Here is a 22,125-nt window from a genome sequence, read left to right on the forward strand (position 1 = left end):
TGTCATTTAATCTTATCTTTAAACACGCTGTAGGAACTCCAACAAAACGTTTTTACACAAAAACACAGGTAAACTACTCGCAGTTTTCCAGCGCAGAATTATATTGATTCCTGCGGATTCCCGCCAAGAGGAAGCATGAACGATATCACCGGAAAGAAAACAACGCTTAGAACTGCCCAAGCGGAGGGTTTTGTATTCTGCAAACCGGAAACCATTATCAGGATCAAAGAAAACACCCTTCCCAAAGGAGATCTTTTCGGAGTGGCAAAGGCAGCCGCACTTTTAGGTTCTAAAAAAACTGCAGAATTGATCCCTCATTGCCATCCAGTCTCCATTGATTCCTTCCAAATAGAATTCGAAGTCCTTTCCGACAAAAACGCTGTCCGAATCTTGGCCACAGCTAAGTCCATAGGAAAAACTGGCATAGAGATGGAAGCTTTGACTGGCGTAAGCGTAGCTTCATTAGTGATTTACGATTTACTAAAACCAATCGATAAAGAGTTAGAAATTTCCTTGATCCGTCTTTTAGACAAGAAGGGAGGAAAAACGGACTCTCAGATCACGAAATTTGCCGCAGGCTCTAAGGCAGGGATCTTAGTTTGTTCCGACTCCACTTTCCAAGGAAAAAGAGAAGACGGCTCCGGAAAAGCAATCCTAAATCTATTAAAAGAACATGATGTAGAAACCGTTAAATCGGAAATTTTACCTGACGAACCGGAACAGATCCGAAATACAATATTAGAATGGTCTAAACTAGGTTTGGATCTGATCGTCACCACAGGTGGGACCGGGCTCGGCCCCAGAGACAATACTCCGGAAGCGGTTAAGGAGATCCTAGAACAAGAGATCCCGGGGATCGCGGAAGCAATGAGATCTTTCGGTCAAGATCGGACTCCATTTGCAATGTTATCCCGATCTATCGCAGGTAGAATAGGCAAAACCTTAGTGGTGTCCGTTCCGGGAAGTACGAATGGGGCGACTGAAAGTTTGCAGGCCATTCTTCCCGCCGTATTCCACGCAAAAAAAATGATGAGAGGAGAAGGACATTGATCTCTGTCCAAGAGGCGCTTTCACTCGTCGAATCTGCTGCGAGTGTTTCTTTTTCCGAAAATACAAACTTGGAAAATTCTCTTGGTAAAGTCCTGAGAGAAAAGATCTATGCGGATAGGGATTATCCTCCTTTTCATCGGGCGACCATGGATGGATTTGCTTTGAAGTCCGAAGGTTTTTCGGAAAATCGGATCTATTCTTATACAAGAGAATTACATGCGGGAGAATCTTTCCAATTGGAAAACGGAGAAGAAGCCATTCGTATTATGACCGGTGCTCCTGTTCCGGATGGTTTTGATCTCGTTATAAAGATAGAAGATTCCGAAGATGTAGGAATTTCTAATGGAAAGAAACAGGTTCGCTTTCGTACGGAGAAATCCGCCCCTTTCTCCAATATAGCGATCCAAGGAGAAGATCTAAAACAAGACCAAGAGATCCTAAAAGAAGGTACTTTCATTAGCGCTTCCGTCTTGTCTTTACTTTCTTCTTTGGGAAAATATTCCATCCAAACTTCCAAACTTCCCAGAGTGAGAGTGATCTCGACAGGCAACGAGATCGTAGGTCCCGGTGAAATCCCGAAACCTTGGCAGATTAGAGATTCCAATTCCTACTCTATCCGATCTTTATTACAAAAATATGGTATAGTCCCTCTATCCGTTACTAGAGCCGGAGATGATCCTATCCTTTTGGAAAAAGCGGTGCAGGAAGGATTAGATTCGGATCTCCTCATTCTTTCCGGCGGAGTCTCTATGGGAAATTTAGACTTGGTCCCTAAAATTCTGAAAGCCTCCGGGGTGAAGGAAATCTTTCATAAAGTAAGGATCAAACCTGGAAAACCGATTTGGTTCGGTAAAAAGAACGACCAGGCAGTTTTTGGTCTCCCGGGAAATCCTTTTAGCGTTCAGGTTTGTTTCCGGATATTTGTAGAAGCGTATTTGAGAAAATTTTTAGGACTTCCTTCTGAGAAACCGATCTATCTGCCTTTCGCGGGAGAAAGAAAGAAGAAAAACAAACTAACCGAGTTCTTCCCGGTCTCTTATGAGACCAAAGACCAAACTTTTTTATCGGAAAAGAAGTTTAATGGAAGTGGAGATATTCGAGCGGGAATTTTTTCGGACGGACTCGGAGTCCAATTTTCGGATACGGAAACTCTGAAAGAGAGAGATGTATTGGAATTCTATCCCTGGACTTAATCCAGATTGACTTAGGCTGCCTCATCGGTTGAAGTAAGATTTTACTATCTCAAAAACGTTTTGTAGGAATTCCTACATCCGATATTTGAGCACATATTCGAAAATATATAATTATTTCGCCGGAGGTCGGTATGAGCTCGAAGAAAAAAATCGCTGTCGCTAAAGGAGATGGGATCGGTCCGGAAATTATGGACGCTACTCTTAGGATCTTAGAAGCGGCAGGTGCGAGCATTGAACCGATCTTTATAGATATCGGAGAACAGGTCTACAAAAAAGGCCATAGTGCAGGAATAGAACCGGCGTCTTGGGATATTCTCCGCGACACAAAAGTATTTTTTAAAGCTCCAATCACAACCCCTCAAGGTGGCGGTTATAAAAGTTTAAACGTTACCGTTCGAACCACTTTAGGACTATTCGCTAACGTTAGACCCTGTATTTCTCTTTACCCTTACGTGGATACTAAACATCCGAAGTTAGACGTGGTTATCGTAAGGGAGAATGAAGAGGACCTTTACACAGGTATAGAACACAAACAAACTTCCGACACCGTACAATGTCTAAAATTAATTTCCAGACCAGGCTCCGAGAAGATCATACGTTATGCATTCGAGTATGCAAAAGCTTACGGCAGAAAGAAAGTAACCGCGATGGTAAAAGACAATATTATGAAACAATCCGATGGATTGTTTCATGAAGTCTTCAAAGAAATTGCAAAAGAATATCCCGATATAGAAGCTGCAAGCGAGATCATCGACATCGGTGCGGCTCATTTAGCGGAAAGACCTCAAACTTATGACGTAGTGGTTACCTTAAATTTATACGGAGATATCATTTCCGATATAGTCGCTCAGGTCGCTGGTTCGGTAGGTATGGCAGGGTCTGCAAACATAGGAGAAGTTGTCTCCATGTTCGAAGCCATCCACGGCTCCGCCCCCGACATAGCGGGAAAAAATATCGCAAATCCAAGTGGACTGATCAACGCAGCAGTCATGATGCTTGTCCACTTAGGACAACCCGATATCGCAGCCAAGATCCAAAACGCTTGGTTACTTACGATCGAAGAAGGGATCCACACCGGAGATATCTACAAAGCTGGTGTAAGCCGTATCAAAGTAGGAACAAAAGAATTCGGAGAAGCTGTTATCGGAAACCTAGGACATCTTCCCGAAAAATTCAAACCTATCTCTTTTGGAAAAGCAAAAGCGATCCATATACCGGAATACAAAAGGACAATTCTAAAAAAAGAATTAGTAGGCGTGGATGTATTTTTAGATTGGGTTCCCGGAACGTCCGAAGAGCTGGCAAAAAAACTAAGTGCCGTCTCAGGAGATCTGAAACTCAGAATGATCACGAATAGAGGAGTGAAAGTTTATCCGAACGGGGCTCCCGAAACCTTTTTAACGGATCATTGGAGATGCAGATTCGTAAATCCGGAAACTCCGGATACAGAATCGGGCGACGGCTTTATAAAGATCCAGCCGGAACAGATCGCAAAATTATTACTTAGGATCTCGGAAGCCGGCTTGGATAGTATTCAAACTGATAACTTATATAAGTTCCAAGGAAAAAGAGCCTTTTCCCTAGGTGGAGGAGAATAATTAGGACTGGTTTGTTAGGATCTTTTTAAACGAATCCAAAGACACAGGTTTGATTATATAATCTTTTACTAATGGAATTTCTTTCGCTCTTCTAAGATCTGAATCATCCACGGAAGAGCTAACCATATAGATTTCCGGCTTTTTGCTAAGCGAGTTCACAAAGTTGGCGTACTCGTCTAAAAACTGCCAACCGTCCATAAACGGCATATTTATATCCAAAAATATAAAATCAGGAATGATATCCGGATCGCTTTGATGTTCTCGCAAAAAGCTGATCGCACCTTCTCCATCCTGAAATACTTTTAAACTTTCGACCGCGCCGGTTTTTTCGATGGTTCTTTTGGCGATTTCCACAAAAATCGCATCGTCATCGACGAGTAAAAGTTTCTGTTTTTTAGATAGTGAATTCATTTGCTTTCGAAAGATGAATGATAAATTTAGAGCCCTGACCGGGAGTACTTTCCACATGGATTTCGCCCCCCAAGGATTCGATTTGGTTTTTGGTCATAAATAGACCCAAACCCCTTCCCTCGGTGTTCCGGTGAAATCTTTTGTGTAATTTAAAAATCTGATCCCCATGTTTATTTAAGTCAATTCCTAAACCGTTATCCTGCACTTCCAAAATATGATTTCCGTGAGACCAGTATGTCTTAAATCGGATCACCGGATGAGGGGATTCGCATCTATATTTCAAAGAATTGGAAAGTAGATTTAAGAATATACTCTCTAAATACACTTGAGGGTAAATAATAGAAGGAGATTCCGAAAAGTCTGCGATGATTTCCGCCTCATATTCCAATATTTGGCCCAAAAACATTGCCTTTACTCTGGAAAATACGGATTCAAACAGGATTTCTTCCGAAACAACCTTCGGACTTTGTCGTATTTTAATAACTTCTACGATTTCGTTTAATGTAGTAAGTAATTGGTCGGAGGTCGTCTTGAGATAGTCCATGTATTCGACTCTTTCTTTTTCCGTCTCTGCTTCTTCTAAAAATTTAACTAAAGTGGAGATGTTCCCGATCGGGGATCTCATATTATGGGAAACGATCTGGTTGAATTCCTCCAACTGAGAGATTCTCTCCTTCAAGTGAGTCCCTACGGATCTTAGCCTTGCGTTCTTTTCTCTAAGGATATTTTCTAAGATCCGTTTGCGGGAAATATCCTGGATCTGAGAAACAATGAACATCAACTCTCCTGAATCTTTTCGAACCGCAACCCCGGTGATGAATACCCATACGATATGTCCTTTTTTGTGTAAGTACCTTTTGGCAAATTGAGCGCTATCTCTTTCTCCATTTATTATTTTACGAAATGCTTCTGCTCCTATATTCAGATCTTCAGGATAAGTAATATCTTGGAAAGATTTGAAAAGAAGCTCATCCGGTTCATACCCCAACATCTTAGCGAATGACTGATTCAGTTCCAAAAAGTGGCCGTTCCTATCCAGAAGGATGATCCCGTTACCAGAACTATGAAATGCTTCCGAAAATTTTTTCTCACTTAGACGGATCTCTTCTTCCACCAATTTAGAAAGAGTGATATCCTGCATCGCTCCGTATACACCAACGATCCTTCCATCGGAATAAGCAGGCTTCCCTTGAGTCCTTACCCAGATAACTCGTCCCGTCTCAGTGACCATCCTATGCTCTACAGAGTAAGTCTCACCTTTCTGATAAACTCTTAAGTTATTCTCCTTTAATTTTTCCAGATCTTCGGGATAAGAATATTTTTGGTAAACGGTATCCCTATCAATTCCGAGAGAAGGGTCTCTCTCCAAGATCTTATAAATTTCAGATGACCAATATAAAATCCCGGTTTCAATATTAGATTCCCAGGCTCCTACCTTTGCGAGTTCCGACATAATAGAGGAAAATTTTTTTTCCTGCTGCAAACTCTCCGTTAGCTGTACTTGGTCCGTAACATCTCTGGAAGTTGTGTTTAAGTGAGTTACCTTGCCTTCTTTATTTCGTATAGGCTGGGTCAACGTTTGGAACCAAACATAGTCCCCATCCTTCTTTAAAAAACGATATTGGGTAGCGACCGTTGGTCTTCCTTCTTTTGCAGGATTATGAGAATCCGTACGAATACGCTGCCGATCATCAGGGTGAATAAAATCGTACGGGTCACGGCCCAACAATTCTCCCGGTTTAAAACCGGTAAGAGTTTCAATAATCGGATTAACGTATAAGTAAATCCCCTCCGGATCGTGGAGGCAGATCAACTCTCGACTGGTTTCGATTAAGACCCGGTACAAATCTTGGTTTTGATCCAATTTGATTTCTTCTTGGCCCGGTCTTTCTTCCATAAAATGCAAGAACTTGCTCTATCGACTAATACATATAAAGACAGCATAGACGAGTACATTGCGAGTAAAAAAGGCCCAAAATCCTAAAATGTAAGGGATTTATTTCCGCAACATAAACCGATCTAAGATTTCAAATGTCACTCGAACTAATCCTTTCGTTATAGAACGAGTGATCTACTATTGGGAATTCGATTCCGATGGAGCCTTTTTTTTCGCGTGGGCGTTCTTTTTTGAAAGGGTTAAAATAGGATAGGAGAATTAGAAAAATGTAATTTGATTTCTGGGGAAGTTTTTCGATCGGCATAAAACCGAAAAACTCCGGACCGATTATTCTCCGTCGTCACCGATCGCTTCGACAGGACAAATTTCCTTCGCTTTGCGAGCGGCAATTGTTTCTTCCGGAGTAGCAGGCTGTCTATGGAAATATACCTTAGACTCATCGTCGGTATATTTCAAAAGTTGAGGAGCCTCTTCCAAGCAGTCATTACAAGGAACACAGCTATTATCAACATAGAATTTTCCCGGAACATTTTCCGGAACTTTGTCATTCTTATCTGCCATGAATACTAAGGATTATCGAACGTTTGGAACGTCAAGTTGGTTTTCTATAGGGAAACGGGTAGGATAGGATTGACAACTCCAAGAATCAAAGGAAAACACTGCAATGGCAAATTCAGCCCCGCGTTTTTCCCGTAAAACATTCTTGAGACTGGGACTCGCCGGTTCGGGAGCTCTAGTACTCGGGGGATCTATTTGTATTTTAAACAGATCTTCCGGACAATTACCTAAGGTATTATTTTTCTCCGAATCGGAATTAGAAACCCTGGCCGCATTATCGGAAGCTATCTTACCCGAAGCTGTTGGAGCTCCAACGTATAAAGAAGCCAAGGTACTCGAAAGATTGGATGAAGAATTTTATTTCGTAGATCCTTTCTTATCCGAGGACTTTAAAACTTTAATATTGGTTTTGGAATATCTTCCATTCTTCCATTGGAAGTTTTCCAGATTCTCCAAACTTTCCTTGGAAAGTAGAAGAAAGTTCCTATCGGAGTTGAATCAATCCGACTCGGATACTGTCAGAGCGGTTTGGGCAAATTTGAGAATGCCGATTTTTCTAATGTACTACGGACACGAATCCACTTTCAAAACGATTTCGTATGACGGACCGTTTTTAAATCCTCCGGAAAAGTTAAGCGAATCCAGGATCTATTATCGCAAACGAGTAGGAGGTTCCGATGTCGGGTAAAATTTACGAATGGAAAAATTTAGGCGAGTCCAAGGAGATCCACACCGAAGTTTTAGTGATCGGAACGGGCTGCGGGGGAGCCACCGTTGCTTATGAACTAGCTAAACTAGGTAAGAAGGTAACCTTAATCGAAGAAGGAGGTTACTATCATACCGGAACATTCGATAATCATGAATTGAATATGGCTGGCAAAGTTTCCGCAGAAAGGAATATGGCAACCACTGCGGATGGTACTGTCAATATAGTGTATGGAAAGAACGTGGGCGGCGCCTCCGTTCATTATTGGGCGGACAGTTATAGAACTCCTAAAGATAGATTGGAACTCTGGAAAGACAAATTCGGAGTATTGGGTCATGGGCCGGAAGATTTAGAACCGTTTTGGAAAGAGTTAGACGACACATTAAATGTCCATCCTGCAAAGGAAGAAAATTATAATAAAATGAACCAATTGGTTCGTAAGGCTTCGAAAGAATTAGGATGGGAAGGAAACCCGGTTCCCCAAGCTCGCAAGAATTGCCAAAAGTCCGGACATTGTATGCAAGGTTGTATGTTCGGAGCAAAACAAAGCCAATTAATCACTCATATCCCGATGGCTATGGCATTAGGAGCTGACCTTTACGCCGATACTAAAGCGTTAGAATTGGAACTGGAAGGAGACAAAGTAGTCGGATTAGAAGCGGTTGTGATAGACAGACCTTCTCAAAAAGAATCCGAAGTGAAATTGCGCTTTAAAGCGGACACAGTCGTGGTCGCCGCAGGAGGTTTCGGGAGTTCCACCTTTCTTCTTAAAAACGGGCTCAAAAAAAAGTTGCCCGCATTGGGAGAATTTTTGGCGATCAATCCTTCTCCATTCGTCCATGCTCTCTACAAGGAACCGATTATCCAATGGAGAAATATTCCATCGGCATACGGTGTAGAAGAATTCAGACTGGCACGTTATGCGGGCGGCATTTATAGGGAAGGCGGTTATCTAATCATGGCCAATCAATTACAACCGGCAGCGATTGGTGCTTTGGTTCCGGGATTCGGCGCCGAACATTTCGAGGTTATGAAAGAACTTCCTAGACTCGGCGGCACGATAGGTTGGATAGACGATCCGGACACCGAGTTAGGAAGAATAGAAGTCAAATCCAGCGGGAAAAGAGAAGTGCAGTACAACTTCGGACCGCTTACTAAAGAGATACTCAGAGACTGCATTCGTAAACAAGTTACTCTGAACTTTAAAGCAGGCGCATATAAAGTGATCCTTCCGGATCTGAAAAGAACCGTTTTAACTAAACCAGAGGAGATAGGCGTTGTGGATTCGCTTCCATTAACACCCGCTTCTATGGCGATGGCAGCTCCCCATCCAGCCGGCGGATGTAGAATGGGATTGGATCCTAAATCTTCAGTCGTAGATTGGAAACATAAGGTGCATGGAATTTCGAATTTATATGTGAGCGATTCCAGCGTATTTCCTACGGCGGTTTCCGTGGACCCAAGCTATACGATCATGGCATTCTCCAAAAGAGCGGCCCAATTTATTTCAGAGAAAAAGTCCTAATCCTCCGCTCGGAACTTTTGGATCGAATCTCCTTGACCGGACCGCTCCTTGGAAAATCATCGTAATCGCAACCAAGAACCGGAGAGGTGTCCGAGCGGTTTATGGTACTTGCTTGGAAAGCAAGCGTAGGGTAACACCTACCGGGGGTTCGAATCCCCCCCTCTCCGCCAGTTCTTGATTCCAAGTGGACCTGATATGGAACCGCTAGGTAAAACATTTCTTTGGATCGGGACATTTTTCCTGGTTATCGGAGCCGTTATCCTTTTCGGCTCCAAACTCCCGTTTATCTCTTCTCTCGGAAATTTACCGGGAGACTTCAAGATCGAGAGAGAAAATTTCAGATTCTATTTTCCATTTGCGACTTCCATTCTGATCAGCATCGGACTTTCCCTTCTTCTGTATCTCTGGAACAGATTTATACATTAAGAAAACCGCATGGATTCGGAAAACACTCCTCGCTTTAGCGACAGATTCGAATTTATTCCGGGAGAGAACGATCTTTATTCACTTTTAGGATCTTTTAGGAACTCCGGACAGGATTGGATAGATCTAACCGTTTCCAATCCTACTAAAGTCGGGCTTGTCTATCCAAGAGAAGCAATACTACATTCCTTTCAAAAACCGGAAAGTATGGAATATGATCCGGATCCGAAAGGAACGTTCAACGCGAGAAGATCCATCGTAAATTATTACAAAGAAAAAGGACATATCATTTCGGAAGAGGACCTTTTTTTGACATCTTCTTCATCAGAGGCGTATTCTTATTTAATAAAACTATTATGCAATCCTGGGGAAGAAGTTCTCATCCCTTCACCGGGATACCCGCTCTTTGAATTTCTATCCGTATTGGAAGGAGTAGAATTCAATTCATATAAACTAAATCAGGATGATGGTTGGAAAATCGATTTTGAAGATTTAGATTCTAAGATCACAAACAAAACTAGGATCTTATTTTTAGTTTCTCCGAATAATCCTACGGGAAGTACTCTTACCTCGGAAGAATTCGAAAGACTAAGGATCATTTCTAAATTCAAAAAGATAGCGTTAGTTTTAGATGAAGTATTCTCGGACTATTTGTATGAAAAAAATCAGGAACAAATCGATTTCTTTCATACCGATTTTCCTTTGTTTGTTGTAAACGGAATATCAAAGATACTCGCACTTCCTCAAATGAAACTTTCCTGGATCCATGTTGGTGGTCCTACTAACTGGAAAAAAGAATGTAAGGAAAGATTAGAGATCATCTCCGATACTTATCTTTCCGTCGGAACTCCGATACAACTTGCTCTTCCTGAATTATTCCAATGGAGAAATATGATCCAGAGCCAAGTATTAAGGAGAATACAAAGAAATTTGCAGATTCTGGAAAGTTTCCGTTCTTCTCATCCTCAAATTGTTTATACTTCTCCGAAGGGGGGATGGTATACGATATTACAATCCAAATCCTTCTTAAACGACGAGGAGTTCTCCTTTCGATTATTACAAAAAGAGAAAGTATTAGTCCACCCGGGTTCCATGTTCGGACTCGAGGAAGACTTAGGAAGTATAGTGGTCAGTCTGATCTCCGAGACGGAATTGTTTCACTCAGGACTCGAAAAAATTTCCCGGCTCCTATAAGAACCTGTCCCAGGCTATCTAAGCTCGGAACGGAATACGTATCGTTAACCTAAACTTTTAGGACGTTCTTATAGAACCGCCTTTTGTACGAAACTTTTGTATTGTTTAGGAGTAAGACCCGTCGCCTTCTTAAATTCCACATTAAAAGAAGTTTTGGAACCGAAACCTACTGCAAACGCAATATTCAGAATATTGTCCTCGGTATCGTTTTTTAGCAGAAGTTTCGCTTCTTCTATTCTTTTAGAATTCAAATAAGCCGCAAACCCCATACCTAATCTGGAATTCAGAAGTTCGGATAATTGATGAGTGCTCAAACCTACCTTAGAGGCCACCATCTGGATCGTAACTTCCTCCTCGGCGAATAATTTCTCCATATTCATCAGATTTTCGAGAGAGTTCAGAGACTCATCTACATCGAGGCCGGAGATCTTAGAACGAGCATATCTGGGCTTATCTAGGAAACCTCTCAAAGTCTCGAGTAGACTATTCTTCTCCTCCAAATTCTGGGAATATTTTTGGATAATATTATAAAGAAGGATAAGAAGGTCCGCAGGAAAGAAAAGAGGCACCGAATAGACCGTAAAAAATCCGTATTCCAAAAATCCCATATAGTAAAAAATACTAATATATCCTAGAGTAAGATACAATCCCCAAGAAACCAAAAACAGATTTAATTTGCGATTTCCCCGTCCTCTCAAATAGATCCCTGAAATCAGGATCATCGGAATAGAAACGGAATAAATGATCTCGTTGGTAAGAGTGAGATAGGCGATGGTTTCCGTCGCAAAAATAAGCGGAAGTGTAAAACCCAAAACTATCGCAAAAAAGAATAAAATTCGATCTACCCAAGGCAAAAAAGTTTTTGTTTCCAAAAATTTTCGGATAAATTGAAACCCGAAAATGCCGCCCAAATTAAAGAAAAAGTAATTCACTTTCTCGGCCCAAAGAGGGGAATTTTCCCAAAATAGCTCTATTGCATTTCCGTAATTTACGTCGTAAGATGCTCCCATACAAAAAGCATAGCAGGTATATAGTAGAAATTCCTTATATTCTGTAGCTCTATAATACAATAAAGCCACCAGGATAAGCATTCCGTATAAGCATGCGGAGAGTGAAAATACTCCTGTTTCTATGGCAAGATTTGCTCTGAGACCTGCCTCATCCATAATATCGATCGGAAATGACATAATGGATTCCGATTTAAGCCGAACGATAAATTCTCTTTCTTCACCTGGCTCTCCTTGCAAGAGCAATGTCGGATAGAGGACGTTTTTTACGGGCCAATCATTTTTTGATAATGTATCTCCCACTCTTTGTATCGGACTTACCCCATTTGGGGTATATAATTCCGCTAAATCATGAGCTTTCCATCGGATCACGAAGTAAAGATTTTCACGAATTTCTTCTCTAAATTGAATTCTGAATTTTAACCAATAGGATCTTTTTGAAAAATTGAAATTTAAGGCGTTTCTTCCAATTTTTTTCCAGCCGTTGACCTGATGCGAAGGAGGAGGAATATTTTCAGTATCTGTTTTTTGCCAAAGGTAAAGTTCAGGTGTAATATTTTTATTATGTTCGTTTGTTTTTAGAATGAACGGAAGTTCTTTTGCAAAGATAGAACCGAAACTCGAAAGGAGAAGGAAAAATAAAAACGAAATTCGGATCATGTGTTAAAAACATTTTTTTGTAATTCAATTGGATGCAAACAAAAAACGTTCATGTCTATAATCCCGAACGATTTCCGATTCTATATAGTATATTATTGAAATGTTACTCTCCAGTAAGAGTTATCACTTGACTCATATTCGTTAACTGGAGTTTACACCAACGCCTTATGGCGTTTTCTATTCGCCTTGCCTCGGACGAGTTTAATCCGCTTGTCCGAATGATTTTCAGGCCCGCCATCTAGCGGGCCTTTTTTTATCTTTTCCCGAAAATTTTTACTAAATCCAGTCACACTAAATCGGCAAATTCGATCCTAATATGCGAAATCAAAAAGGAAATTCACATGCATCCAAACGAAGCCAAAATCAGAGACTTTTATAAAAGTTTTCATTCTAGAAATTCCGCAAATATCGCGGACTTTTACTCACAAGACGTCGAATTTTCAGATCCTGTTTTTCCGAAATTAAAAGGCGGAGCTGTACCAGGAATGTGGTCCATGCTTTTGGAAAGAATGGATCCGAACGCTACGATCGAGTTATTAGAAGCAAACGCTGACACTGAAAGTGGAACCGCATATTGGGTTGCCACTTATCTATTCTCAAAAACCGGAAGAAAGGTTCAAAACCATATCCGATCCGAATTCCTATTTAAAAACGGAAAAGTGGTCAGACAAAAGGATAGATTTCCTCTCTGGAAATGGACCAGAATGGCTTTAGGCACTCCCGGAGTACTTTTGGGATGGACACCTTTCGTCCAAGGAAAGGTGAGATCGGAAGCTGCCAGAAATTTGGAACATTATCTTAGGAAGAAAGGGATCGCAGCTTAGAATGGAAAGATCCGTAACCATACAAGACGAGTTTACGGATATGATCCGGATCGCCTTAGAAGGAAGACCTAGGGCGATGGAAATACTTTTGGAAAAGATCCAAGATTATATCTTTAATCTTTCTTTAAGAATGTTATGGGATCCCCAAGAAGCGGAAGATGCTACCCAAGAGATATTATTCAAAATTTCTAATAAACTCTCGGGATTCAGGTTCGAGAGTAAATTCACAACTTGGGTATATTCTGTCGCGAGCAATCATCTTTTATCGATCAAAAGACCTAAGAATATCGTATATCTAAGCAGAATACGCCAAGAATACCTTTCTAAACCGAACTCCGTTTCCTTAGAAGATCAGGTAGAAAGCAAGATCCTGGAAGAAGAGATCCGATTCGGCTGTGTACATGCTGTTCTATTAAAATTGAATTCCGCAGACAGGATCGTATTCGTATTATCCTCGGTGTACGGAATGAGTAGCGAAGAAGGAGCCGAAATTATAGGAATCAGCGCGGAAAACTTTCGTCAAAAACTTTCCCGCTCGAAAAAGAAACTATCCGAATTTTTATCCAAAGAATGCGGAATGTGGATCGATGATAACAAGGCGTGCCCATGTATAGGCTTGTCAGGCCATCTTTTAGATCGGAACAAGGATAATTTTTCCTTTTTTACGGAACTGAAAAAATTAAGAAGGAAAAATCCTACTTTAGAAGATTCTAAAGTATTAGGCCATTTAAAAGAGCTGGATCGTCTCGCCTGGATCTATAAAAGCCAAGGGATTTACGAAACTCCCAAGGAAATTTTAGAAAAGTTAGGGCCTTCTTAAATTCTCCAAAGCACCGGCAGAAACTACTGAGCTTCCGTCCAGTCCTTAGGTTTTGTCAGACCTAAACGTACAAAGTCCCTTAAAAAACCTCTATACCTTGTCAAAACTTCGCTCTTATTGTGTTCGGCAGGTCTAAAGATCCCTTTTTTAGAAAATAACTTCAATGGTTCTTCTTTGATATCCGACCAGGTCCCTACTTCCAATGTCAAGGGGAGGAATTTAGAACTCCAACCGGCTTGTTCCGCATACAACTCTTGGTAATGATCGTAAAACTTATCCCAGAGATCTCCGTGAGTGGTGTAACTCGCACTCTGAGGACCATACGCAAAATTGATATGACCACAATGTCCCTTCAAATGAGAAGCGATCCTTTCGTATAAAAACGTATCGGGACAGGGCTTATGAGTATAAGCATAAGGCCACCAAACATTATCAACCGTTCCAAAACCCGAATGTAAATCCAGAACAGGCAAGATAGAATCTCGGACATGAAAGAATTTTTCGAAAACAGTTCTAGAAAGAGTTCTGGATTCAGGTTCTAATCCGTGTCCCCTAAAATAGGGAAGTTTGTTCGAGAACTTTTGGCCCCCGAAAAACGGAAGAGGTTTCTCCGCATCTATTCCTGAGTTTCTCATCAGATCCACACCCCCTGGATTTGCCCTAGTCTTTGCGGCCACTCCTCCGGGATTCACAATTGGAATAACAACTAATCCTAATTTACCTTTTTTTAATTCGGGAAGAAAGCCCGTGGATCTAGGATGAATAATATATTCCAAAAAATCGATAAGTATCTGGATACCGATGGTCTCTAATCCATGAACACCGGCGGTAATTCCAACCGGATGTTTTTCAAGACCTTCTTTTGTTCCTATTTCCAAACTATAGATCGGAAAACGAAAACCTTCCTCAGTCCTTCTGGAAAAACCTGCTTGGTTGATTTTTACGAGTTTGCCGCCCAGTTTTGCGATCCTGAGCAATCTTTTCTCGTAACGATTCAGTCTTTTGATACCTCTGAGCAAGGTTCGCCTCCGAAAATTTCAGATCGTATCTTTAGTCCACGGTTGGGCCGAAAGCCCGGGTCTTTTATCAGACCTTTATATTTTTACTCTCTGGAGTTTTGCAGAGCTTGTAACCATTTACAATCTTCCGAAAGTTCGGAAACTCCTTTTTTGATCAGAGAACAATCTGCCTCGGTAGCCGCTTTCAAACAGGAAATGGTCCTGCCTAAAACCAATTTAGGTTCTTGCGCAGCCAAAGTATACACTTTGGATTCTTTAAATTTTTCTAAACAAAAATCCTTTCTTAGTCTTTTTTCTAGAATAGCCTCAGAATCCGGATTCAAGGTTTTCATGTCCGGGTCCGCACATTGTCTGACCTTTTCACAATACTTGGAAACCCATACAAACCCGCTGGAATTCCCCACTCCATCCTGATCGGCTTTCCAAATAGATTCCGCTGCAGCCGGAACTTTTTTCTTTTTGGAACAACCGGATGAGAAAGCTCCCACCAATGCGAGTACCAATCCGAAAGGAATTAAAGTTTTATTTAGTCTAGAGATCATTCCTTATTCTTCCTTTCCTCGTTTACGAATGATGATTTCTATTCTTTCTTGAGAGGCTTTTATTTCCGGGCTGGGACCTTCTTCCGGTCCTAACTTTCTAAATCCATGATACGCCTGGACGGAGAGTCTATCTCGAGAAATACCGTATTTTTCCGACAAAGTTTCCGCGATCAAACTTGCACGATGTGCATTGTATTCCCAAGTATTTCTAAAACCTTGGCCAGCTTGCTCTGCATAAGGGACCTGAACTCTTAAAGTGATGTCCACATCCATACCTTGCGCGACTTCCGCGACTTTTTTGAATGTGAAGTCTGTATCCTCATCCGGATGAAATTCACCTTCTCCCAAGGATGGTGCGAATACTTGTATACGGATTTCTTCCGTTTCGTTGATTCCGATGAATAATTTCGTTTTCTCTTTCAGCTTTTTTAATGCATAAGAGATCCTTTCCCAGAAACGATAGATTTGGGTCCTTGGTTGTAATAAAGGATCCTCTTCCAATGTGATATTGGAACCTTCAAAAAAGGATTCTCCTAAACCGAATCCACCACGAACCAAGTCCGCCACTTGTTTCAATTTGTTTTGGTCTACTTGCGAAATAGAGTATAAAATAATAAAAAGTCCGAGAAGAAGGGTGATCATATCCGCATACGTCAAAAGCCATCTGTCGCGATTCTCATCTCCGGTTTCGACAGGCTTTCTGTATCTGGAAAAACGTGATCTTCCGTTCAAGCAGACGACTCCTTAGGCTGCTTTCCATTCAGAAAAGCGGACTCTAGATATTCCGTCTCTCTTCTCTCCACTTGCTCGATAAAAGAAACAAAAATTTCAGGGGACACAGGTAAAACTGCGTTGTATGCCTTCTCCACCGATTCGAATAAAAGAGAAACTCCCAATAGAGATGCCATAAACCTGGCAGGTCGGATCAGATAAGCGGAGATAGGTTTATGCGCTAGTTCATAAAATGTTCTGAGGTTATGAAGAACGATCTCTAACTGTTTTTTTCTTTCTTCTTTATGACCGTATGCTTTGTACAGATCGTCGTATTCTTCTCTGGTAAGTTTTTTACCGTCCCAATCCCTTTGGACCAACAGCTTTGCCATTTCAGAATCTAAATGATCCGTTAGATTGTTTAATTCGATCAAAGTTTCTAGATTCGCTCTGGTGGTTTCCTTCATCATACCTTTTACTTTTTGATAAGTGTCCAAGGCGAGATGCATCCATGCTTCTTTTCCGTCCAAGTTGTAAATGGTTTCGAAAAAATACTCCACCATGGAGATCGTCTCTTCCAGGTGAAAATAATCCGCATAAAATTTGCGGAAACGTTCCACCTGAGCTCGAACGATCTCTGCTTTGGCTTGTTTAAGTTTATGTTCTTCGAAACTACTCACGATATTATCCGATTATTTGGACTTTCCTCTTGGAACCAAAGATAGAGGGTAACTTTTGAAACCTTGCTGGTCTATTTCGGTTTTTACGGAACTGTAATCCGTAGGAAGATTGATCGTCTCTCTATAAGACTTGGAACTGGAACGCACCAACAAACTCGGAACACCATCCACTTCAGGAGTGTATTTAAAACGAACTCCGTATTTATGGTTTCTCGCCCAACCTTCTTTGGTAATTTCCACTAAAGGAACCTTGGAGTTGATATATTTTTTTTCGAAAGAATATACGGAAGATCCCGGAGAATAATATCTCAATCCTTCTTTGCCGGAATCCACTTCCACTTTTCCTCCTTGAGGAAAAGAAAGACTGATATAGGTAGTGCCTGAATAAGATCCTCTGTTTTTGAACCAGATCACCACCTCGGATGCAGTATCCTTTTTCCAATCCGTAGGAGCTTCGACACTTAGTAACCCCGGAGCGGCCACGTTCGGAACGTCAGGAACCATTTCCCATCCGTTGAAGTTAAAATTTTGAGCGTAGGTCCGATTATTCGGAAAGATGGTGAGATTCTTCTCTTCTTTATTATAGGAAAAATCTATACGTTTCGATTTCGCTAAAAACTGATGATCCTTTAAAGAAGCAAGTCCGTCTAGAATTTTTTCACCTTTGCGGATCACGTACGGAACGGAAAAAAGCCCTAAAGGCGGTTCTTCGCTTAAAACTTCCAAAAAGAGAGAATTGAAAGAATCTCCCGGAAGTTCTTCCATTAGAATTCTTTTAACTATGTAGCCGGATTCCTTTGTATTCTCATCTTCCCCGGCTTTCCAAGCGGAAACCTTAGGATCGTGAACAAATGGACCGATATTAAGAAGATTAAAACCGATCTTTGATTTGAGAGTCCATTCTCCGTTTTGTTTTTTGAAAACTGCGAGTATCTCTTCGGTTCCATTGCGAACTAAGGCGAATGTTTCCAGATCCGGATCCTCGTCCAGGTTGCCCAATTTTTTTAGGACTACATCCGGACTTTTTTCTTCGGCCTCCGGAATGGTTAACGAAACGATCTGGGAATCGGATGGCGTTTTTGAATTACAAGCTATGAGAAGAATGACTACTGAAAAAAGAATCAGTACTCGTGCAAAAGAAACAAAACGAAACATATTCTGAACTACAGCTTCTTTCCAAGAAAAGCAGATGTCTATCGATTTCCTAGGCCTTAACTAGCCCCCATACCTAACACATTTTTTACGATTCTAGCATTTGTAGTACCATCGTATTCGTCCGTATAAGCTCCTAGGGCCTCTGCAAACTCGGTCGATAATCCGGCTTTGGTCCTAAGTTCCGGAAAATATAAAAATCCCTTTGCCCTTCTGGGAGTAAATGGATGGGTCAGATATTCCAGATATTTCTCCCATTGTCGTTCTTGGGAAACCCCGTCTGAGAATACGATCTTAGCTCCTCTTTTTACGTGGCGGATCTCATCCTCATGAACGATCTGCATGATATCGGCCCGTTTTTGGTCTCCGAATTTTTCGAATGCTTTTTTATAGATCATAGAAAAATCCAAATTGGCTCCTTCGAAAGAAAGGGCCATGATCGCAAAAAATTTCTGCAATGTCTGCATATTGGGGGTTTGTTTCCAGAATATATAATTGAGGGGACGATCTCCTAGGTCCATTCCCCATTCTCGGATCGATCCCAAATAAAGTTTCAGATGTTTTTGTTCTTCCAAGATCGTCTTGTACATACTTTTACGAACGGAAGAAGGAGCATTCTGAAATTTTAATATGGCCCAAGCAAATATCTCCACGGCCATAAGCTCATGATTAGCAAAATGATGGAGGGAAAGGATCCGATTTTCTTCGGAATTCAAATGTTCCACTCGGGGCATTTTTGATTTTTTATCCGAGAATGATATTTTAGATGATCTTTCCGGTCTGTCCTTCGGAAGAAAATTCGGCCAAAGAATATCTTCCGGCATTTTTTCCGGAGAATATAACTTATCCTCTAACTTGGGAGAACTTAAAAGAAATTGAGCGTATTCATTTAAAGTCAAAGTCAGTGTTTTTTAGAATCGAATGCTAATTCGATGATAGACCCGCGGATACTGGAATCGGTAGGGTCTGAGGAAATTTTTCCTTCTTTACAATGATACATGATCTTTACCGAGTCCATTAAGGATTGCATAATGAGTAAACCTTTTCCCAAGTTCCTATGCTGCGTAAGCTTTCCTCTGTTCGGAAGGACTTCACATTTGCCTTCTTGGTAGGTTTTTACTTTTTTTAAGAAATCTTGTAGGGAAGAAGGTTTCGCTTCCGCAATTTGCTCTTCTATCTTTTCTTTTTTCAGACCGGAACCGTAATCCACAATCCATAAAGTGAACTTAGAATCGTTAACGATCCATCTGCAAATGATTGTTTCTTCCGAACTAGAATTATAATTTGCGGAAATGGAATTGGTGAGTGCCTCATCGGCTGCTAGTTCGATCTGCTGGATATCTTTAGAGATGAATGTATTCTCTTCTAAAGATTGGCGAAGGGCTCTTCTGAACTCCCGAATGCTAGCTAAATCAGGAGGTAGGAACATAACGTACGAACCCGAATGATGTTTAACCAAAAGTGAATCGGCCGTATCCCTCATTTCTTATCTGAGAAGTCCTCTAGTATAGTAATACAGAGCGAAAGGGGGGTTTTGCAACAAAAATCCCCCGAAAAAATCCTAAGGTAAAGAAATTCCTACTTGTACCGAGATTTTCTCTATTCGTTTGAGTAGCTTTTCCTTCCCTAAGAGAGGAAATAGGATAGGTAACTCTAGTCCATGGGCCTTGCCGGTTGCGGATACTCGGATCGGCATAAATAGGGTCTTTCCCTTTTGGCCGGTCTGTTCTCCCGTTTGGGTCATCAAAGCCTTATAATCCTCATCGGTCTTTGGATCCGAGTTTCTTAATAATTCGTAGAATGTGGAGACAACTTTGGGAGAAAATTCTTGGGAAAGAATTTCTTTCGCTTCCCCCTCTTGGACCTTCAGGTCGGATACGAAAAATTCCGCAATATAGTCTGGAGCCTGGCGTAAATTGTCCAGATACACTCGAACACTATCGACTAAAGAATGTAATTCCTTGTTTTTAGGATCTCTGTATTCTTCCGGAATATCCGTTCTGTTCTCTAAAAACGGAGCTAGACTATCCGCTACTTTTTGGATCGGTAGTTCTCTGATGTATTTGTTAGAAAGCCAATTCAATTTGGATTTCGGGTTCATCGCTTCTGCGATCTGATCTAAGCTCGAGAAGTTAGTCGCAACTTCTTCATCTCCACCTTTCGGTTTTTTGAATACGTCAAAAGTAGAAGGGGATTTAGAGCAACGATGTACATCGAATGTTTTAGGAAGAATGTTACCTGGCAGATATTCCTGGCCGTCAGGAGATGTCCATCCTAACAGAGCCATATAATTTAAGAACGTCTCCGGTAAATAACCTAAATCACGAAATGCTAATATAGAAGTCGCTCCAGCACGTTTGGACAATTTTTTACCGTCCATCCCGACGATCTCGGATGCGTGAGCAAATTCCGGAACCGGGAAACCCAATGCTTCATAGATCAGGATCTGACGAGGTGTATTGGAAAGATGGCCCACCCCACGGATCACATGAGAAATTTTCATGAGCCCGTCGTCCACAACCACTGCATAATTATAAGAAGGGAAGCCGTCCGATTTTACAATGATGAAATCTCCGATCAGTTTCGTATCGAACTTCACTTTTCCCTGGATGATATCATCGAAGATCAGAGTTTTGGAAGGAGTTTTAAAACGGACAGAATAAGGAGTCCCGGCTTTCAGTTTTTCTTGGACTTCCGCCTCGCTCATATTCGCGTGAAGTCCGTCGTATACATACGGAACCCCCATCGCCTCTGCTTGTTTTTTCTTTGCTTCTAGTTCTTCCTGAGTACAAAAACAGCGGTAAGCTTTTCCTTCGGAGATCAACTTCTCCGTATATTCTTTGTAGATGGAAATCCGTTCCGATTGAACATAAGGACCGTAAGGACCTCCTACATGAGGACCTTCGTCCCATTCTATTCCCAGCCATTTTAAGGATTCAAGTATGGTTTTAAAAGATTCTTCGGTAGATCTTGCTTGATCCGTATCTTCTACCCTTAATAAAAATTTTCCGCCTTGGGCTTTGGCGTATAAGTAATTGAATAAAGCGGTTCTAGCTCCGCCCACATGAAGGAAACCGGTAGGTGACGGTGCAAACCTGGTTCTAACTTCCTTATTTTCTGGCATTGTCGTAATCTTTTAAGAGGATGATTGGATAGTTCTTCAAATCGGCCGAGGCAGTAAACGGAATATTATTGGCTGCATCATAAAAATGTATAGGTATGAATTCATCCCTTCTCTTCTGTTTCCATTTCGATATATTCTTTGAAGTCAGTAGATCCTCCGGAAGAATTCCCCAGACCCAACGATATTCACCTTCCTCTTTGAAAGTCCAAACGGGAAGTCTACCTTCTGCCATATTTACGTATTGAAATATTTGGTTCTTATAATCGTAGTCCGCGTATGGAAAACTTTTACCGCCCGGGCTTGTGTAATCCGTGGTCAAGTAAGTGCGGTTATTGCGAACATTCTCCCAATTCAATTCCACATTCTTACCTAAACTTCTATATTCTTTAGCAACCCATACGATCCCTGATTGGGAAAAATTATATAGGATTCCCCAATCGGAAATACTGAGTTGTTTAGGAGATAAAGTTTGTATTCCGGATCTCAAACTTTCTCCTTCCCAATTCCAAGAGAGAACTCCCTGGGGATGAAAGGAAACTTGTTTAGGATGAGGAGATTCCCCGTCTTCTAATTTGGCAGAACCGGAAAATAAGGAAGCCTTAAAACTGAGTTTCGGAAAAACGATCCCTTTAGGGAGAGAAGTATGAAAATCTTCTTTTGTTTCCCAAAGATCCACTTCACCGGTCCAAATTTTTTCCTTAGAAGCTTGGGTCACTAGTACTAAGTATCTCAGATGACCTGGCTGGTTCCGGAAAGATTCGGAACTTGCAGGGATAGAACTAATATTGGAATAGATCCGAATACTGGGAAGATCTGAAACGAAAGGTTTTTCTTCCGTCCATTCCGTCAAAAGAGAACAAGACATTAGAAAAAGTAAATAGGTGGTTAAACCTAGTGAGAAGAATGTTGCTGTGAGATAAGATCGAGACTTCGGTTCCAAAAAAATACAGCCGGAAAAAGAGGATTTCTTGAAAAACTTCCCGTTTTAGTCCGAATCTTCAAGGAAAAACCGGGAAATTTTCTTTCCTTAT

The 22,125-nt window shown here is 41.2% G+C and carries 22 protein-coding genes and 1 tRNA gene; 10 read left to right on the plus strand and 13 right to left on the minus strand.

The annotated features are described in order from the left end of the window. Positions 1-135: 135 nt before the first annotated feature. The 3 genes from moaCB (at position 136) to AB3N61_RS16300 (ending at position 3,841) form a co-directional block, all read left to right on the plus strand. Positions 136-1,050, plus strand: a complete 915-nt coding sequence (moaCB, locus tag AB3N61_RS16290; RefSeq protein ID WP_367898101.1) for a bifunctional molybdenum cofactor biosynthesis protein MoaC/MoaB — start codon at positions 136-138, stop codon at positions 1,048-1,050. Continuing rightward, positions 1,047-2,243 (plus strand): molybdopterin molybdotransferase MoeA, encoded by a 1,197-nt coding sequence (locus AB3N61_RS16295; RefSeq protein WP_367898102.1) that lies wholly within the window; start codon positions 1,047-1,049, stop codon positions 2,241-2,243. Before moaCB ends, AB3N61_RS16295 begins: the two co-directional genes overlap by 4 nt. A 131-nt stretch (positions 2,244-2,374) precedes the next feature. Further along, positions 2,375-3,841, plus strand: coding sequence for an NADP-dependent isocitrate dehydrogenase (locus tag AB3N61_RS16300; protein ID WP_367898103.1), 1,467 nt, complete (start codon positions 2,375-2,377; stop codon positions 3,839-3,841). Here AB3N61_RS16300 and AB3N61_RS16305 read toward each other — a convergent pair whose 3' ends face one another. The 3 genes from AB3N61_RS16305 to AB3N61_RS16315 form a co-directional block, all read right to left on the minus strand. After that, positions 3,842-4,252, minus strand: a complete 411-nt coding sequence (locus AB3N61_RS16305) for a response regulator (protein ID WP_020769158.1) — start codon at positions 4,250-4,252, stop codon at positions 3,842-3,844. It lies immediately after the preceding gene. Next, a complete protein-coding gene (locus tag AB3N61_RS16310) occupies positions 4,236-6,149 on the minus strand; it encodes a PAS domain S-box protein (RefSeq protein WP_020769138.1) in 1,914 nt (637 codons plus the stop codon). The genes AB3N61_RS16305 and AB3N61_RS16310 overlap by 17 nt, the downstream gene beginning before the upstream one ends. 327 nt (positions 6,150-6,476) lie before the next feature. Continuing rightward, positions 6,477-6,710, minus strand: coding sequence for a ferredoxin (locus AB3N61_RS16315; protein ID WP_020769378.1), 234 nt, complete (start codon positions 6,708-6,710; stop codon positions 6,477-6,479). Between the two features lie 103 nt (positions 6,711-6,813). Here AB3N61_RS16315 and AB3N61_RS16320 point away from each other — a divergent pair, with 103 nt between their 5' ends. The 5 genes from AB3N61_RS16320 (at position 6,814) to AB3N61_RS16340 (ending at position 10,555) form a co-directional block, all read left to right on the plus strand. Beyond that, positions 6,814-7,395 carry a hypothetical protein gene (locus AB3N61_RS16320; RefSeq protein WP_020769319.1) on the plus strand — a complete coding sequence of 194 codons (582 nt, stop codon included), beginning with the start codon at positions 6,814-6,816 and terminating at the stop codon, positions 7,393-7,395. Then, complete coding sequence (locus tag AB3N61_RS16325; RefSeq protein ID WP_367898104.1) at positions 7,385-8,938, plus strand: FAD-dependent oxidoreductase; 1,554 nt, start codon at positions 7,385-7,387, stop codon at positions 8,936-8,938. Before AB3N61_RS16320 ends, AB3N61_RS16325 begins: the two co-directional genes overlap by 11 nt. Before the next feature lie 80 nt (positions 8,939-9,018). After that, positions 9,019-9,108: transfer RNA gene (locus AB3N61_RS16330), tRNA-Ser, on the plus strand. Positions 9,109-9,133: 25 nt separating this feature from the next. Then, a complete protein-coding gene (locus AB3N61_RS16335) occupies positions 9,134-9,364 on the plus strand; it encodes a DUF2905 domain-containing protein (protein WP_367898105.1) in 231 nt (76 codons plus the stop codon). A 9-nt stretch (positions 9,365-9,373) separates the two neighbouring features. Then, the gene (locus AB3N61_RS16340; protein WP_367898106.1) at positions 9,374-10,555 is read left to right on the plus strand and encodes a pyridoxal phosphate-dependent aminotransferase; all 1,182 of its coding nucleotides are present in this window, start codon (positions 9,374-9,376) and stop codon (positions 10,553-10,555) included. Positions 10,556-10,623: 68 nt separating this feature from the next. Here the strand turns inward: AB3N61_RS16340 and AB3N61_RS16345 are convergent, their stop codons facing one another. Then, positions 10,624-12,222, minus strand: a complete 1,599-nt coding sequence (locus AB3N61_RS16345; RefSeq protein ID WP_020769340.1) for a 7TM diverse intracellular signaling domain-containing protein — start codon at positions 12,220-12,222, stop codon at positions 10,624-10,626. Between the two features lie 341 nt (positions 12,223-12,563). Between AB3N61_RS16345 and AB3N61_RS16350 the strand changes: the two genes are divergently transcribed. After that, a complete protein-coding gene (locus AB3N61_RS16350) occupies positions 12,564-13,046 on the plus strand; it encodes a nuclear transport factor 2 family protein (RefSeq protein WP_020769198.1) in 483 nt (160 codons plus the stop codon). Between the two features lies 1 nt (position 13,047). Then, positions 13,048-13,866, plus strand: coding sequence for an RNA polymerase sigma factor (locus AB3N61_RS16355; RefSeq protein WP_020769220.1), 819 nt, complete (start codon positions 13,048-13,050; stop codon positions 13,864-13,866). Positions 13,867-13,889: 23 nt separating this feature from the next. On the opposite strand, the gene AB3N61_RS16360 is transcribed toward AB3N61_RS16355, so the two are convergent. The 9 genes from AB3N61_RS16360 to AB3N61_RS16400 form a co-directional block, all read right to left on the minus strand. Continuing rightward, complete coding sequence (locus AB3N61_RS16360) at positions 13,890-14,885, minus strand: M14 family zinc carboxypeptidase (RefSeq protein ID WP_020769338.1); 996 nt, start codon at positions 14,883-14,885, stop codon at positions 13,890-13,892. 83 nt (positions 14,886-14,968) lie between these two features. Further along, positions 14,969-15,427, minus strand: a complete 459-nt coding sequence (locus tag AB3N61_RS16365; protein ID WP_367898107.1) for a hypothetical protein — start codon at positions 15,425-15,427, stop codon at positions 14,969-14,971. A gap of 3 nt (positions 15,428-15,430) precedes the next feature. Further along, positions 15,431-16,159 carry a flagellar motor protein MotB gene (locus tag AB3N61_RS16370; RefSeq protein WP_367898108.1) on the minus strand — a complete coding sequence of 243 codons (729 nt, stop codon included), beginning with the start codon at positions 16,157-16,159 and terminating at the stop codon, positions 15,431-15,433. Continuing rightward, the gene (locus tag AB3N61_RS16375) at positions 16,156-16,818 is read right to left on the minus strand and encodes an FFLEELY motif protein (protein ID WP_020769079.1); all 663 of its coding nucleotides are present in this window, start codon (positions 16,816-16,818) and stop codon (positions 16,156-16,158) included. Before AB3N61_RS16375 ends, AB3N61_RS16370 begins: the two co-directional genes overlap by 4 nt. A gap of 12 nt (positions 16,819-16,830) precedes the next feature. Continuing rightward, the gene (locus AB3N61_RS16380; RefSeq protein WP_367898109.1) at positions 16,831-17,973 is read right to left on the minus strand and encodes an LIC13341 family surface-exposed protein; all 1,143 of its coding nucleotides are present in this window, start codon (positions 17,971-17,973) and stop codon (positions 16,831-16,833) included. A 56-nt stretch (positions 17,974-18,029) separates the two neighbouring features. After that, positions 18,030-18,869 (minus strand): DUF455 family protein, encoded by an 840-nt coding sequence (locus tag AB3N61_RS16385; protein ID WP_367898110.1) that lies wholly within the window; start codon positions 18,867-18,869, stop codon positions 18,030-18,032. 2 nt (positions 18,870-18,871) lie between these two features. Then, complete coding sequence (locus AB3N61_RS16390) at positions 18,872-19,453, minus strand: ATP-binding protein (RefSeq protein ID WP_036089257.1); 582 nt, start codon at positions 19,451-19,453, stop codon at positions 18,872-18,874. A 78-nt stretch (positions 19,454-19,531) separates the two neighbouring features. Continuing rightward, complete coding sequence (gltX, locus tag AB3N61_RS16395; RefSeq protein ID WP_036089259.1) at positions 19,532-21,094, minus strand: glutamate--tRNA ligase; 1,563 nt, start codon at positions 21,092-21,094, stop codon at positions 19,532-19,534. Continuing rightward, entirely contained in the window at positions 21,081-22,034 is a 954-nt protein-coding gene (locus AB3N61_RS16400) for an LIC_13346 family putative lipoprotein (protein WP_367898111.1), read from the minus strand. The genes gltX and AB3N61_RS16400 overlap by 14 nt, the downstream gene beginning before the upstream one ends. Positions 22,035-22,125 lie beyond the last annotated feature (91 nt).

Source organism: Leptospira sp. WS58.C1, assembly GCF_040833995.1.
Classification (GTDB): Bacteria; Spirochaetota; Leptospiria; order Leptospirales; family Leptospiraceae; genus Leptospira_B; species Leptospira_B cinconiae.

Excerpts from the sequence above, each read along its gene's own strand:
- AB3N61_RS16315 (WP_020769378.1), bottom strand. The coding sequence starts at position 6,710 with ATGGCAGATAAGAATGACAAAGTTCCGGAAAATGTTCCGGGAAAATTC.
- AB3N61_RS16350 (WP_020769198.1), top strand. The coding sequence starts at position 12,564 with ATGCATCCAAACGAAGCCAAAATCAGAGACTTTTATAAAAGTTTTCAT.
- gltX (WP_036089259.1), bottom strand. The coding sequence starts at position 21,094 with ATGCCAGAAAATAAGGAAGTTAGAACCAGGTTTGCACCGTCACCTACC.
- AB3N61_RS16305 (WP_020769158.1), bottom strand. The coding sequence starts at position 4,252 with ATGAATTCACTATCTAAAAAACAGAAACTTTTACTCGTCGATGACGAT.
- AB3N61_RS16320 (WP_020769319.1), top strand. The coding sequence starts at position 6,814 with ATGGCAAATTCAGCCCCGCGTTTTTCCCGTAAAACATTCTTGAGACTG.
- moaCB (WP_367898101.1), top strand. The coding sequence starts at position 136 with ATGAACGATATCACCGGAAAGAAAACAACGCTTAGAACTGCCCAAGCG.
- AB3N61_RS16310 (WP_020769138.1), bottom strand. The coding sequence starts at position 6,149 with ATGGAAGAAAGACCGGGCCAAGAAGAAATCAAATTGGATCAAAACCAA.
- AB3N61_RS16380 (WP_367898109.1), bottom strand. The coding sequence starts at position 17,973 with ATGTTTCGTTTTGTTTCTTTTGCACGAGTACTGATTCTTTTTTCAGTA.
- AB3N61_RS16325 (WP_367898104.1), top strand. The coding sequence starts at position 7,385 with ATGTCGGGTAAAATTTACGAATGGAAAAATTTAGGCGAGTCCAAGGAG.
- AB3N61_RS16340 (WP_367898106.1), top strand. The coding sequence starts at position 9,374 with ATGGATTCGGAAAACACTCCTCGCTTTAGCGACAGATTCGAATTTATT.
- AB3N61_RS16335 (WP_367898105.1), top strand. The coding sequence starts at position 9,134 with ATGGAACCGCTAGGTAAAACATTTCTTTGGATCGGGACATTTTTCCTG.
- AB3N61_RS16390 (WP_036089257.1), bottom strand. The coding sequence starts at position 19,453 with ATGAGGGATACGGCCGATTCACTTTTGGTTAAACATCATTCGGGTTCG.
- AB3N61_RS16365 (WP_367898107.1), bottom strand. The coding sequence starts at position 15,427 with ATGATCTCTAGACTAAATAAAACTTTAATTCCTTTCGGATTGGTACTC.
- AB3N61_RS16355 (WP_020769220.1), top strand. The coding sequence starts at position 13,048 with ATGGAAAGATCCGTAACCATACAAGACGAGTTTACGGATATGATCCGG.
- AB3N61_RS16300 (WP_367898103.1), top strand. The coding sequence starts at position 2,375 with ATGAGCTCGAAGAAAAAAATCGCTGTCGCTAAAGGAGATGGGATCGGT.
- AB3N61_RS16345 (WP_020769340.1), bottom strand. The coding sequence starts at position 12,222 with ATGATCCGAATTTCGTTTTTATTTTTCCTTCTCCTTTCGAGTTTCGGT.